This window comes from Paraglaciecola hydrolytica (assembly GCF_001565895.1).
In the GTDB taxonomy this organism is placed as follows: Bacteria; Pseudomonadota; Gammaproteobacteria; order Enterobacterales; family Alteromonadaceae; genus Paraglaciecola; species Paraglaciecola hydrolytica.
The window spans coordinates 1-12,903 of sequence record NZ_LSNE01000014.1 but is presented as its reverse complement, the minus strand read 5'-3'; the positions used below and the strand labels follow the sequence as shown (position 1 = coordinate 12,903).

The 12,903-nt window shown below is 42.2% G+C and carries 14 protein-coding genes; 8 read left to right on the top strand and 6 right to left on the bottom strand.

Going from position 1 to position 12,903, the window contains the following annotated elements; genetic code table 11:
* Nucleotides 1-310 precede the first annotated feature (310 nt).
* The 8 genes from AX660_RS20125 (at nucleotide 311) to AX660_RS20090 (ending at nucleotide 5,451) form a co-directional block, all read left to right on the top strand.
* Nucleotides 311-571 carry a hypothetical protein gene (locus AX660_RS20125; protein ID WP_068381274.1) on the top strand — a complete coding sequence of 87 codons (261 nt, stop codon included), beginning with the start codon at nucleotides 311-313 and terminating at the stop codon, nucleotides 569-571.
* Between the two features lie 137 nt (nucleotides 572-708).
* The gene (locus tag AX660_RS20120; RefSeq protein WP_068381271.1) at nucleotides 709-1,113 is read left to right on the top strand and encodes a VOC family protein; all 405 of its coding nucleotides are present in this window, start codon (nucleotides 709-711) and stop codon (nucleotides 1,111-1,113) included.
* A gap of 69 nt (nucleotides 1,114-1,182) precedes the next feature.
* Nucleotides 1,183-1,680 carry a hypothetical protein gene (locus AX660_RS20115; RefSeq protein WP_068381268.1) on the top strand — a complete coding sequence of 166 codons (498 nt, stop codon included), beginning with the start codon at nucleotides 1,183-1,185 and terminating at the stop codon, nucleotides 1,678-1,680.
* A complete protein-coding gene (locus AX660_RS20110) occupies nucleotides 1,670-2,200 on the top strand; it encodes a hypothetical protein (protein ID WP_068381265.1) in 531 nt (176 codons plus the stop codon). Before AX660_RS20115 ends, AX660_RS20110 begins: the two co-directional genes overlap by 11 nt.
* Before the next feature lie 110 nt (nucleotides 2,201-2,310).
* Nucleotides 2,311-2,550, top strand: coding sequence for a hypothetical protein (locus AX660_RS20105; protein ID WP_068381261.1), 240 nt, complete (start codon nucleotides 2,311-2,313; stop codon nucleotides 2,548-2,550).
* A gap of 353 nt (nucleotides 2,551-2,903) precedes the next feature.
* Nucleotides 2,904-3,200 carry a hypothetical protein gene (locus tag AX660_RS20100; protein ID WP_068381258.1) on the top strand — a complete coding sequence of 99 codons (297 nt, stop codon included), beginning with the start codon at nucleotides 2,904-2,906 and terminating at the stop codon, nucleotides 3,198-3,200.
* A gap of 101 nt (nucleotides 3,201-3,301) precedes the next feature.
* Entirely contained in the window at nucleotides 3,302-3,502 is a 201-nt protein-coding gene (locus tag AX660_RS20095) for a hypothetical protein (RefSeq protein ID WP_068381255.1), read from the top strand.
* A 377-nt stretch (nucleotides 3,503-3,879) separates the two neighbouring features.
* Nucleotides 3,880-5,451, top strand: a complete 1,572-nt coding sequence (locus AX660_RS20090) for a serine hydrolase domain-containing protein (RefSeq protein ID WP_068381252.1) — start codon at nucleotides 3,880-3,882, stop codon at nucleotides 5,449-5,451.
* Nucleotides 5,452-6,117: 666 nt separating this feature from the next.
* Here the strand turns inward: AX660_RS20090 and AX660_RS20080 are convergent.
* From AX660_RS20080 to AX660_RS20055, 6 genes are all read right to left on the bottom strand, one after another.
* Nucleotides 6,118-7,293: a site-specific integrase gene (locus tag AX660_RS20080; RefSeq protein ID WP_068381245.1), complete on the bottom strand. Its 1,176-nt coding sequence runs from the start codon at nucleotides 7,291-7,293 to the stop codon at nucleotides 6,118-6,120.
* A gap of 23 nt (nucleotides 7,294-7,316) precedes the next feature.
* A complete protein-coding gene (locus AX660_RS20075) occupies nucleotides 7,317-7,592 on the bottom strand; it encodes a hypothetical protein (RefSeq protein WP_068381242.1) in 276 nt (91 codons plus the stop codon).
* A 359-nt stretch (nucleotides 7,593-7,951) separates the two neighbouring features.
* The gene (locus AX660_RS20070; protein WP_068381239.1) at nucleotides 7,952-10,381 is read right to left on the bottom strand and encodes a VapE domain-containing protein; all 2,430 of its coding nucleotides are present in this window, start codon (nucleotides 10,379-10,381) and stop codon (nucleotides 7,952-7,954) included.
* Between the two features lie 280 nt (nucleotides 10,382-10,661).
* Nucleotides 10,662-11,609, bottom strand: coding sequence for a hypothetical protein (locus AX660_RS20065; protein ID WP_068381236.1), 948 nt, complete (start codon nucleotides 11,607-11,609; stop codon nucleotides 10,662-10,664).
* Between the two features lie 69 nt (nucleotides 11,610-11,678).
* Entirely contained in the window at nucleotides 11,679-11,906 is a 228-nt protein-coding gene (locus AX660_RS20060; protein ID WP_068381233.1) for a hypothetical protein, read from the bottom strand.
* Between the two features lie 173 nt (nucleotides 11,907-12,079).
* A complete protein-coding gene (locus AX660_RS20055; RefSeq protein WP_068381230.1) occupies nucleotides 12,080-12,748 on the bottom strand; it encodes a recombinase family protein in 669 nt (222 codons plus the stop codon).
* Nucleotides 12,749-12,903 lie beyond the last annotated feature (155 nt).

Below are 12,903 nucleotides of genomic sequence, written 5' to 3'. Positions count from 1 at the left end.
GCTTAGAGGCGGCAGGAGGTATTAAATATGTGGATCAGTTTTCGATGCAAATTAGGGGGTAAAGTGGATCAGTTCTGGATGCAAATTAACAGGAGAGCAAGTATTCTTTTCAATTAGCCCAACTGAAGATAAGGTTTTAACTTCAAAGCGGGCAAAGGATTTCTTAATTGAAAATGGCTTATAACAATCCAATTATTCCGACCTCAACTCGCTACGCTCTTTTCGTCGGCATATTGGGGCGTTATGTGCCAGCGAGAAGATTTAAAATTTATGCACCAAATTAGCAGAAATATGGAGATATATTAAAAATATGGAAGTTTACGAATACGATTTAGTTGCCTTACTTATCCTCATCATTGGCCTCTATGTACTAACCAAAAATGAACTCGAATTCACTTTGTCCGTTGGCCCTACAAAACTAAATGGACTGGTAGACGATAACAGCAAGTACACAAAGCGCAAAAAAGGTAATCTTGGTAAGATTCAGACTAAGATTTTTGGTTGTGCCTTAATTGCTACTAGCTTTTTAATGTATTCAACAATCAAAGGTGAACTGGCTTTTGTTTGGTAGATCAAAGGTTTTATAAGCAATGGCACATAACAAACCAATTATTCCGACCTCAACTCGCTGCGCTCGTTTCGTCGGCATATTGGGGCGTTAGGCGGCAGGCGTGAATCGGAGCATTGCCGTAACTAATTGAGGGAATAATGCGATTATCAATTCATGTACATTTTGACGGACGTTGCCAAGAGGCCTTTGAGTTATATGAAAAGCTCCTTGGTGGGAAAATTGGCACCATGCTTCCATTTGGCAAATCTCCAGCCGCTGCTAGTGTGCCTGCGACCTGGCAGACAAAAATAGTTCATGCAAATATTCAGCTGGCTGGTGTTGAGATAGCGGGCGACGACATTCAGCCAGAGCAATATGAACCTCCTAGAGGATTCTACATTTTACTAGCGTTTGAAAACGAAGATAAAACGAGACTAGCTTTTGAAGGACTTTCAGAAAAAGGAAAGATCCTCTTTCCTCTTCAAAAAACATTTTGGTCTCCCTGTTATGGAATAGTCGTAGATCAATATGGTGTTCCATGGAAATTAAACAGTGTCGCCTAGTATCAAGATTGAAGTGCAACAGGAGTATCCGCCTAACAATCCGGTAAAGAGCGACAAAAGCATGTCGTCATGCCTTTTGCAAAAAGCGCAAAAGTCACGCCAACATACTTTCGCGCCTTACCAGGGGCGTTAGAGGTCAAGGTGTTCTTTTTTAGATGGGCTTTCTTAGTTGTTGGGTTTGTGAATTTTTCAGCTTCCGGAGCGGAAATGATAGAGAGTGAAATCAAATTAGATGAGCTTGATTCTGTTGGAATATCTATAGATATCAAAAAGTATCCGGAACATAGAATCGATTTTGAAGAGGAAACATATTTAGTCGTTTTTGATTTGCCAGATAAGTATAAAAATACAAAATTATCATCAGCAAGCTATAGATTATATTCGGACTCAGGGTTTGTTTTGGAATCTGAGTTACATGTTGCCTCACCTGGACGATTCGGCATAAACATAATTGCTATAACAGTAAATAAGTTAAGGTTTTCTTCGATGATTTTCAGTTTTTCATTCAAAGAAGATGGGACGGATAATTACCTATTGAAAACAAGTATCGGGCAAAATGACCTCTAACAAAAACATCATGGTGGGAATTTTACTCGCTGGTAAAGCGCTCCTAAAATCCCCATATGTTAAGCGTTATAATTTTAGGATCAAATTAATGAAGAGGATGTTTCAAGTATTATTTATTTTGTTTTTTATGTCATGTGGCAGCTACGCCCACGACCAAAATCCTTTGAACTCTAGAGATGCTTTACTGGGGCATTGGATTTTTAATAAGCAAGAAACTATAGGGAATTTTAAGAATTCAGAGATGACAGAATCTGAAGTTAAGGAGTTCTCATCAATTTTGAAACCCGCAGAAATAGTAATAACGGAAAATGTGTATTCTGGATTTCTTCAGGGGAGAAAACCAACTCATACCCCTTATTCAATTATATCTATTTCGAACAATGGTGAATGCTTCAAGCTACAATTTGAGGATTCTCGAATTCCTTTGGATATCCAAAAACATGAAATGTGCGTTATCAATAACAGGTTGTTATTATCGGGCGTTAAAGGCGCCAAGGAAGTATTCAACAAAAAATTATAACAAGCAGTTCAAGCGGGACTAAAAACAGTTTGCTTGGTTTCGCTGCGCTACACATTTTAGCAAACAAATTTTTAGCCCCTTAACGTGGGCGTTAGGAAGCCAGTGAAGTAATGGAGCTACATTTAATCTATACAGAAACCAATGTTGTGTTGTCAAAAAAACATTATGATGATTGGATGCAAATTCAAAAAGAGTACCCTGATTACAAGGCATCATTAGGGCCTTGGAGTTTGGATGAAATGATTGACTTCCTCAATGAGGAATATAGCAATCTTGTTCCAATAGCCGATATACAAGTAAACGAATTTTACGTTGGTGACAACATTACAAAGGAGCTGTCATGGTCGTAAGACAAGGCATTCCTAACAAGCCAAGTCAGCGGGAATTTTACTCGCTGAAAAACACTCATAAAATCCCCTGCTTGGGGCGTTAGCAGGCCAAGTAAGGAAAGAGCATGGATACAATAATCGATATAGCACTTATGGCAGGTTTAATTATTTTCTTCGTCTTTGTTGGTGCAGTAATAGTGAGCAAAAACAACGGAAGAAAAAAATAGTAAGCTTTGTGCAAAAAGGAAGTCACAGTTTGTTAACTATTCAATTTAATCAAACGGCAGCGCACTATGCGGCTGCTAACAAACAAAGCCACACAGACGCGCAAACAACGCGCGCCCGTGCTTTGAAGCGTTATACGCTGGATATACATGGAAGCACTTAATAAAAAATTAGCTTTACTTTTGTGGGCTGAAACGGAAAACGGAGAGGATGATGTCGCTTTGTTTACTGGTATTTTAGTGTTCGAAAACAATTCATATATTTTTAAACGTTCAGAACCGCCGCACCCAATTATTGATAACGATTGGTTAGGAAGAATTCAACCTGTTGCAAGTGATCAATTAGAAACATTGAATAATGCCGAATTTGTTCTTTCACTATCGGTAGGCAACATCAAAGGTTCTGATTCTAGTTTTGAAAGTTTTGGTCTTAAATGGCCTTTGTAGTAGCGTATAACAAGCCAAGTCAGCGGGAATTTTACTCGCTGAAAAACACTCATAAAATCCCCTGCTTGGGGCGTTAGGTGCTTCTAAAAGAGGAAAGTTTTATGGATAAACGAAACACAAAATTCGGTTACGTTGCTGGCATGGCAACATCAGCGGCTTTGTTAGCAAATGATTTAGTTATATTTGGTAACTTAAACTTGAATACCGTCTCGATTGTTATGCTGGTAAGTGTTTTTTCAATTTGTCTTTTGGGCTATGTAAAGTCTTCTAAAAAAGACAAGGAACAGAATGACTGTGCATAAATTGCAAGTGATTTGGCCTATGCACCTAACAAGTTTATCAAACATCATTACGGCCAAAAAACGGCCTCCACTGGACGCGCAAAAAACGCGCGCCGTTTATAAAAAGCGTTAATGTCCGCTTTAGAGCTAAAACATATTAAACATCGAATATGCCCAACGGCGGCAATTCGCTCGAAGGAGCCTGACAGACCATAAAAAATGACTGTTAGGTGATGTGCTAAGAAAAAGTAACCAAAAAAAGCCGCTCGCCAGCTATGTTCTCTATCCATTTGTCTGGTGAATTTAGCGTTAAATGGGCTAGGCTAAGGTCAAGAGTGAAGAGCGGAAAGCACTTTTACTAGCTGAAATTATCAAAAAATTTAACACAGGAGTGACACATGAAAGATAAAACTTTTGACTCAAAAGTAACGAGTGTTGTGAATACAATTTTAGCGGCCGTAATACTGTTTTCATTCAGTGCTCTTTCGCTATCGAAAGAACCCCAAAAGAAGATTTTCAATGAACTTGATGAGCTGTTTGAAAAAGCCCGTCTCGACATTAAGGCGCCTTCACTGGTTTTCGGCGTAGTCACCGATGAGGGCCTGGTTCATTCCCGTGGATTCGGTTCGCGAACACTACCGGACGGGACAGCCCCTGACAATCAAACAGCATTCCGAATCGCTTCCATGACAAAGATGATGACTGCATTGCTGGTACTCGACCTGCAGGATCAAGGGCTGCTGTACTTGGATGCTCCCGCTGAGACCTATGCGAAAGCGCTGGCTTCACTGACTTACCCCACCACAGATTCACGTAAGATTACGGTTCGCGATTTATTGAACCATACTTCAGGGTTCGTTACGGACAATCCTTGGGCTGATCGCCAAATGGCTCGAACGAATGAAGAGCTGAATGCCTTCCTTGCAAAGGCAGAGCCCTTTGCCTACGCACCTGGTGAACACGCTGAATACTCTAATCTAGGCTATGTCGTTCTTGGGAAAATCATCGAAAACGTCTCAGGCCGAAGTTTTGCCGAGCAGCTTCAAAACCGCCTGCTTAAACCTCTAAAAATGAATAATACTACGCTTGATCTCAATACATTGACCTTGGCACAGCGCGCTGGAGCTTACAATTTGGTGGATGGTAAGTACCTACAGGAACCCGTGCTTGAATCTGGTTCTTTCGATCCTTTGGGTGGGATATGGACCAATGTTGAAGACTACGGCAAGTTTGTCGCTTGGATGCTGGCATCTTGGCCAGCTCACGATGGGCCCGAAAGAACACTCATTCCTCGGCGGGTGGTGCGCTCTGTGACCGATGGCGTTTCTCTACTTGGGGCGTCCAAAGGCTCAGGTATGGTTAGCGAGAATGACTGCACCATGAGTTCAGCATATTCTATGGGGTTGGGCATAAAGAAGCATTGTGATGCCGGGTTAGTGTTAACTCACGGCGGCGGTTTTCCAGGATTCGGTTCCTACGTAGTGATGATGCCAGACAAAGGTTTAGGAGTATTCAGCTTCGCCAACGAAACTTACGCCAACGCCTTCGGACCTGTATGGGATGCTGCGCGTAAGCTCATTAATAGTGACTTAGGCAAGAGCCCACATCAGTACACGGCCGATGTTCGCATGCAGAAGGCTTATGAAGGCGTTATCGAGGCCTATGCTTCGAGTGATATCCAAACCGCAAATTTGACCTTTGCAGACAATTTCTTTCTGGATCGCTCTCAAGAACGCTGGGCTCGACAACTCAAAGAGATTAAATCTGACGCAGGCGAATGCAAGGTGGGTGATCTCAAGCCGGTGAGCCGACTCAGCGGAGAGTTTGAATGGCTGTGCGCCAAAGCAAGGGTCGCTGGTTACTTGTTGCAGTCGCCTTTGAATCCTGCAAATATCCAGATGTTACATTTACGCGTCATCTTACGCGATGGCAATGGCCGTGACTTGGTGCTCGACAATGACTTTCACTGAACAAAACAAAATTATGAAGACACCCAGTGCGCCGAGATAAATAGGTAGAAGATCGGAGGTGCAATTTCTCTGATTGGTGAGGTAAGTATACCCTATGACCCGCAGCAACCTGAGGGTCAGAGCCGATGGAATGTCTCCTTTGGACCTACAGTCGACTAAATCAAAATCAGCGAACGGCGGGTGATCGCTCAAACCGGACCATTTCAGAGTTTCAGAATTCCAGTTTTTCAGCCTCGGTCGTTTGCAAAAAAAAATCGAAAAAACTGCGACTCCACCCACCCCAGAGGGGGCGAGTGCAGCCCAATTTAGCCACCTTTGCAGACAGGACAAGGGCAGGGGCCAACTTTTAGGGGATATTGTCGGCATTTATTTCGGGGCGCTATCATTATTTAACAGGATGAGTGAGCGCATGCGGACAAGTCTCAACGGTAAGTTAAAACTGACCGACTGATGTTTTTTTTTGCAGGATAGATAGGTTGAATGAAAGAGGAAGAAGATCCCATGTAGATGTGCTGATCTTCCCCGTCCACGTTACACAGGTGTTAAATCCCCTTGCTAAAGTGCGTTACAGTCTTCCACTCTCGAACGCTGAATCCGGGCAGGGGAGTAGCCATCCTTGGCCCCCAAAAGTCCGGTAGTGGCTAGCGCTGGCGCCAGATTGTGCCCTCAGAAGCCCGAGGGTTGGCCCAGTCGCGGCGACACCGAATTGGCCGCCTGCTGCAGCGTACTTGGTGCAAGATGGGCGTAGCGGGTTGTTACTTTCGGATCAGAGTGTCCAAGTAGCTGCTGCACTTCGTAAAGACTTCTCCCCGCATTAACTAACATAGACGCATACTGATGACGCAGATCATGTAGACGTAACTTAGGTAGGCCAGCAGTGGCTCTTAGTCGATGCCAAGTCTTTTTAACGCAAGCATAAGGTTTACCGCTTATGAGATTGACAAATACATATTCAAACTCATCTAGCGTGTTCACTGTAGCCAGTACTTCAAGGGCGGCATCATTCAAAGGTACATTGCGTATCTTCTTTGACTTCGAGTTAATTGCTGGGATTTTCCATAAGCGGTTCACCACATCAATGTCGTCCCATTTAGCTTGCCGAGCTTCATTACTGCGAGCACCGGTGGCCAAAAGGAATAACGCAAGGTTGCTTACTGACCTGTTGTCATCTGTATGGAGCACTTTAAGCAATCTGGCTAACTCAACATCATTCATGTAGCGTTCAATTTGATTACACTCTCTGAACAGCTTCACCCTAGCCAATTGATTGCTTTCGATAATGTCCCAATCTACGGCGAGATTAAGGGCATGGCGCATCAGCTTTAGATAGTGGTCACACGTACTGCCAGTAAGATCCTGTTGTTTTAACCCTGAGTGGAATTTTTGAACAGCTTCCCGTTTGATGGCTGATAGTTTCAAATGGCCAAATTCGCGCTTGAGATGAGTGTTATACATTTGTTCATCGTTCGACCAAGTTCGTTTATGTTGCTTAACAAATGGTAGATATTTGTCTTCAAAGAACTCGGCAAATGTTGGTATAGATTTCTTTTTTAACGTTTCCTCCTTTGGGTCTTTGCCATTGCTTATTTCGGCCTTTAATTGCAAGGCACGCTCTTTGGCATCAGTTAACTTTACTTCGGTTGTACTTCCTAGCTTTTGATGGCAAGTTTTACCTGCAGCGTCTTTGTAGCGCAGGTAATAGGTGCCGATGCCAGGACTGGTAGCCCTGACCTCGACGTATAGTCCCTTAACGGCAGTGTCGCATAATTCGATGTGACTTTTATCCTCGGGGCATTTCGGTAGGCTCTGAGTGAGAGCCTGAGTAAGTTGTACTACAGGCATATCAATCCTCCTTATTTGTCTACTTAGTTAACTAGCAGATACAAGTTAGTCGTTCCGGACTTACCTTTTCCGCCGAATTTAAACCCGAGTTCTTTATGCAAGCGGCAAAATACCTTGCCAATGAACCCTCTCCGACTTTGACTATACTTTTGCCAAATTGAGCTTGGAATCATTTCACTAAGCGGCATGGCTTTGTTTTTTACAATCGCTGCAAAGTTTGTTGAAAGAATTATTGTTAGGGCTTGATCTTCATTCATGCGAGCTATCTGAGATAACTCATTTAAAGTTTTTTTACACATTGTTGTTATTCCTAAAAGGTTTAGTTAAATAGTTAAAGTTAAATTTACATCTAAGTGTTATCAAAAATTTCTTGATAGACTTAATGTGAAGCTACTCTACTTGAGCTGCATGGTTTGCTATTGGTAAAAAATGCTTAATAAATTTCCAAACTCCAAGAGATCTTTATGCGCCACTTTGCGCCACCATTGCGCCACCATTATAAGTGATTGTTTAGTATGGGTTTTTCAGAAAAAGTGGCGGAAGTGGCGGAGGTGGCGGAAAAAACGGTAATTTTCATTCTGCATCTCTACATGCAAATCTTCGCTCAAAAATAATTTGCGTCCAGTTGCGCCCCGGGCCACCCCCTATGCGCATTTTTTCAATCATTTACTAATTTTGGGACTTTGGTAGGTGGACATAGCCATACTCGATTACCGCCTATTTTCTTTGACTCCCCGAGGCGCTCTCTAAGTGCTGCACCGCATTCTCGGGCATTATTATTGCTGGGTCTTTCGTAGCCTAAATCCTGAAGCACTTGCGTTGCGGTTTGCTTACTCCATTTTTCTTCGGGGGCATTCCAATCAAGATCACTAAACACTTTATCTTGGATAGTGCTAACGGATCTAAAATTGAGATTAGAATCATTTAACGCCTTTTCCTCGTCTTGAGATAACCACCATTTTTCGTTTTGTTTATATAGTTCGTCGCGTACCTGTGCCCAAAGTTGCAACACATCAATTCTATGGTCATAATCGATAGAGATGACAGGAATGGTCCACCAACGGCTGTTTCCGGTATCATCTACTAAAAAATTGCCGTGGTTGACCGTGGCGCAAAACACAGTGCGCCGTTGATAGTCATCTTGATAGCGGCCATATGGTCGCCTAATTTTGTCTCTGTCTGCCGTAAGAAAACCTTTTAAACGAGCAATATCTTTGCGAAAAGAGCTATCCAACTCACCGATTTCTACTATAAGGTGCGAGAGTGCAATTAATATCGAATCCTTATTGCTTGCATCAAGATGATGATCGATTTTGATGTAGTTGGCCAAATAGACAGGTAACAACTTGCGTATCCAGGCGGTTTTGCCGATAGACTGAGGGCCTTGGAAGGTCAGTACGCCTCGACAGTGAAATCCATTTGCCTCATACATACAAGCAACCACGCTGATGAGCCAACGTTTTAATAGCGTGAACGCTAGTTTAGAAGAAAACCCCTCCGCAATCCTCAAGGTTAAAAACAGCTCGGATATACGATCTGAACCATCCCATGCGATTTTATCTAAAGCATCTCTTACTGGGTTAACTGGACGTTGCCATGCAAGTGCGTCTATAAATGAATCTAGTGCAGCGTTGTTGATGCTGTTGTATATAGCCAAGCTTCTTATGATGGCCATTTTGGTAGCATGAGCGTTGTCTCTGTTTGGTAAATGAGAAGGTAACTCGATTTGCACATTTTTAGACAGTTCGTCATACCACAGACGAATCTTGTAATAGTCAAGCATGGCCGCTAGATTTGGCATGGTAGGAGGAATTGAAGTTGAGCCTTGAGACGTTTTTATATCAGGAAAAATTTCTACCGGGACTCTGTTCGCATTTGCTTGGATGACTTGTAATACAGCTTTGTTGTTAGTTAAAAAATAAAAAGTGTCTTGACCATGAGCAAAGGATTTTATGAGAGGTTTTTCACCTTTATTGTAGTAGAACTTGGCACACGTTGTTCCGTACGATCTTCCTTCGATGGGATCTGGAAGTGCGTTATTATCAAATTCTTCAAATCTAACTAAAAGATCTTCAACACTGATGTATTCAGTACCTGTATCGATGATGAAGTCACTATCGAGATTTTGATTTGAGAATTCAAAGCTTTTATAGGTGGCTTGCAACTCTTTGAGTATGTCATTGCTATCGCAGCCGGTAAGCTTAGCTTGTTGCTCTGATAAATCCGTCAAGTATTTTTGTTTTAGGGTTTCTGAACGAGGCTGAACGTCAGGGGTAGCCTTTGCAGCATCCACAACTGTTTTGAATTGTTCTATTTCTTGTTCTGATAAGTCTGTTAGCTGCGTTAGGCGTTCACCCTCTGAATGAAACCAACGACGTTCTTGTAGTTCTAGTCCATCACCCACAGTAGGCAATGCTTCAAATATCAATCGCTCCTGACTGAGTACTGATAAATCAAATAGTGTCCTTGGCAATAGCGCCCCATTTCTGGCCAGCTTGATATAGCCAAGTCCAGCATTCCACAATTTGACTTCAAGAAATTCTTTAAGAGCATGCAGATCTGCATTCTCGCTGACAAAATACAAGTGAAATCCTTTTTTGGACGATTCATTATCGCAGTCAATTTTGCGGACCAAACTAGAACTGCTCGGCGTCGCCAAGAACTCGATGTTCTGAAACACTGGAACGTTTTGCCGAAGTAAAGAGATTAGGTCTTCAGGTGAGGTGACATTCCAGTCTTGCGGCATATCTTCACAGTAATCAAAATCAAGGAGTATGAGGGCAACAGGTGGTTGATGCATGTTGTCTTTTGAGCGCTTCAAAGTGTTTGGTTGGTTCGGTATGGAAGAAATCATGACATCTTCCGATTTGAATGCACCAGTTGATAGGCATTGACAGTCATTCAACGACAAGACTAGTGATTCCAAATCGCCCAGATTGGCTAAATGGTGTCGTTTTGCTTTTCCTCTTTTGAGAAATGCGTTCGACGTTTTTTTGATTTGGCCGGTTTGCTCAAGAAAAAATGATTTATTTAATGGACCATCGTCGGATGTGAAAATGGTCAGTTGGATTGGTTGTTCTGTGTTCAAAATAGCTACCCTCTGTCTAAAATTCTGACAAAAGGTAACGGAGGTCTACAAAAGTGAGTGGTAAGAAATATGGGATAATTTACCAATAATAATAGTGGCTGCGTCACAATCGGTTAGCGCTTATACCGTTAGTCCCTTTTGTAATCACTCTTTGGTTTAAAACTGTTGTTGATTTGGCAGCTGTTTTGGGGTAATTTTTTTAGCTATGCTCTATTTTGATAAATTCTTTTTTAAATACCGACAGAATATATATAACGTCGACAAGTTTTGTCTGCTTCGGCTATGTCATCGTAATTTTCAATTCAGACATTTGCTTCAAAAATATGTTTTTGTCATCTATCCAAGGCTCGATATTTTTTATAAAAGTTTTCCTGTATATTTCCAAAAATTCACCATCATACTTTTGATCAATTGTTGCTTTGATAATATCATTCACTGCATAGCAGTCTTTATAAAAACTAATAAAATCGTTGTGGTATATTTCTGTAAGTTTTACTTTTTCGTTTTGCGTTTCAATGTGATATTTCTCACTAATATGCTTATAAAAAGTGTTAAATATCAGTATGTCGCACATTTCTAAATAGCGATTTTCTTTAAGTTTATCAGTATTAATTACATTTTTTCTATTTGCCTCTTTTGATTCCTCTGAAGCTCTCAGTGTCAAAAGTAGTTGATAAACCCCTCTTAACACATCAAAAGGATTAGCCTTGATATTTACCTTGAGTAGGATGTCGCCATCCGCAAGCTTTTTGGGTGTTCTTGCTAGCGCCTCGGCAAGTACTACATTGCTTTTTTCTAGGTCAGATCCGAGGTTAATTATTTCATTGGCCGTAGGATGCGTTGCGCCTGTTCCTATAATTGCACACTTATTAATACCATCAAAACCTATAACAGTTTTGTTTGGGATTTCATCCCAAAGCCTATCGGCACCTTGGACAGTATAAGTAAATTCCAATGCCAGTTTGACTAAATAAGCGTCGTCAACTTGAGAAACAGCTGATTCCCTCAGTTGCTTGAATAGCTTGTATTTTTGCCCAAGATTAAATTGCATTGATTCCTGAGGGAAATATAAACCCTTAAACACTCGAAGTAAGAGCAATCTTGCTTTGAGTTGAGAGACGATAACCTCTTTTGTTCCCGAGTCATAAATTTTATCGTACTCCGTTTGTCTGGCCTCATTGTTGAATAGGTCAATAATACCTGCTGTAGCGTCTTGCGTATTTCTCACAACTTTTTGCCTTTTTCAATAAATGCCGTCCTTGGCTACAAGATTGCAAATCATCGGTCTACTTGCAAGCTAGAATTCCTCGATATTCAACTCCTCCCTCTTGCGTTCTAAAAACGCCACTAAAAACTCTTCCAATACGCCTTCTTCATACTCGTCAAACTCACTGTCCAATATCTGAATAGCGATGGACTCATACAAATCGTACTGCGCCTGCGGTGTCATAGCATCATCTTTGCAGTTGGCATAGGCTTGCTCCAGACGCAAAGATACCTCCGAAAAATCTCGGCTAGTTTTCATAACGATACGTCCTTAGTTAGAGTGGTTTGCCAGAACGGCCCAAGTGATGACAATTAATGCCAATAAGGGGAAGCAATAGCAGACCATGAGGATGGCAACGACATACGTCATTTCTTTACCATTCAGAGCCATTAAGATAGATATTATTATTATCATGGCGGTAGCAATGGTTATCATATCGACCTCCTAAGCTTACTGACAGTCGGCACTGAGAATGCTTTTCCTCGATGAGTAGTGAGCCCTCGTGAATTTAATGCATCTGCAATTGCCTGACACGTATCGAGTTGCTCCATCTCCACCAAATGTTGTATCACCTTGACGATTTTAGATTGCCACACCCGTTGGGCTTGCACCCGTTGCTGATTGGCGTTGCCGACATCACGATTTCTCAATAGTGAAAGTTGTGGATTGCCCATCACCACCCCCCTGCGTTTGGCTTCGGTCATGGCCTGCTTGGTTCTGACTGAAATCATCCTTGCTTCATGTTCGGCCATTGCGGCCAGTATGTGAATGGTGAGGTTGTCAATCTCGGGCAGGTCGCACAACTTGAACCTTATGCCACGCTTTTGCAGGCTGGTGACGAAGTGCAAATCCCTCGACAGCCTGTCCAGTTTGGCCACCAATAAAGTCGCATTGGCCAGTTCAGCATAATCGGCAGCTTTGGTGAACTCGGGCCGGTCGATGCGTTTACCGCTTTCGACTTCCATATACTCAGTTACTAGTTCACCGCCAAACTGCTGCAAGAAGTCTTTCACCGCTTGTTTCTGAGCATCGAGGCCCAGTCCTGAACGGCCTTGTTTTTGAGTGCTCACCCGAAAGTAAGCCACATATCTAATGGACATATTTAACTCCTGATGTTGCATATCGCTAAAGGGACCTTTTGCGTAATGTGAACTTACCGAAAAAGGCCTTTTAGCTGTGTTAGGGCGGACTACTTAGAGAGGGATTTAGCGGCAGATTTGGCGCGTGTGGCTTTTAGTTTCAGCTCGTTTTCGGC

Coding starts and splice junctions, on each gene's coding strand:
- AX660_RS20125 (WP_068381274.1), top strand. CDS start 311: ATGGAAGTTTACGAATACGATTTAGTTGCCTTACTTATCCTCATCATT.
- AX660_RS20120 (WP_068381271.1), top strand. CDS start 709: ATGCGATTATCAATTCATGTACATTTTGACGGACGTTGCCAAGAGGCC.
- AX660_RS20115 (WP_068381268.1), top strand. CDS start 1,183: ATGCCTTTTGCAAAAAGCGCAAAAGTCACGCCAACATACTTTCGCGCC.
- AX660_RS20110 (WP_068381265.1), top strand. CDS start 1,670: ATGACCTCTAACAAAAACATCATGGTGGGAATTTTACTCGCTGGTAAA.
- AX660_RS20105 (WP_068381261.1), top strand. CDS start 2,311: ATGGAGCTACATTTAATCTATACAGAAACCAATGTTGTGTTGTCAAAA.
- AX660_RS20100 (WP_068381258.1), top strand. CDS start 2,904: ATGGAAGCACTTAATAAAAAATTAGCTTTACTTTTGTGGGCTGAAACG.
- AX660_RS20095 (WP_068381255.1), top strand. CDS start 3,302: ATGGATAAACGAAACACAAAATTCGGTTACGTTGCTGGCATGGCAACA.
- AX660_RS20090 (WP_068381252.1), top strand. CDS start 3,880: ATGAAAGATAAAACTTTTGACTCAAAAGTAACGAGTGTTGTGAATACA.
- AX660_RS20080 (WP_068381245.1), bottom strand. CDS start 7,293: ATGCCTGTAGTACAACTTACTCAGGCTCTCACTCAGAGCCTACCGAAA.
- AX660_RS20075 (WP_068381242.1), bottom strand. CDS start 7,592: ATGTGTAAAAAAACTTTAAATGAGTTATCTCAGATAGCTCGCATGAAT.
- AX660_RS20060 (WP_068381233.1), bottom strand. CDS start 11,906: ATGAAAACTAGCCGAGATTTTTCGGAGGTATCTTTGCGTCTGGAGCAA.
- AX660_RS20055 (WP_068381230.1), bottom strand. CDS start 12,748: ATGTCCATTAGATATGTGGCTTACTTTCGGGTGAGCACTCAAAAACAA.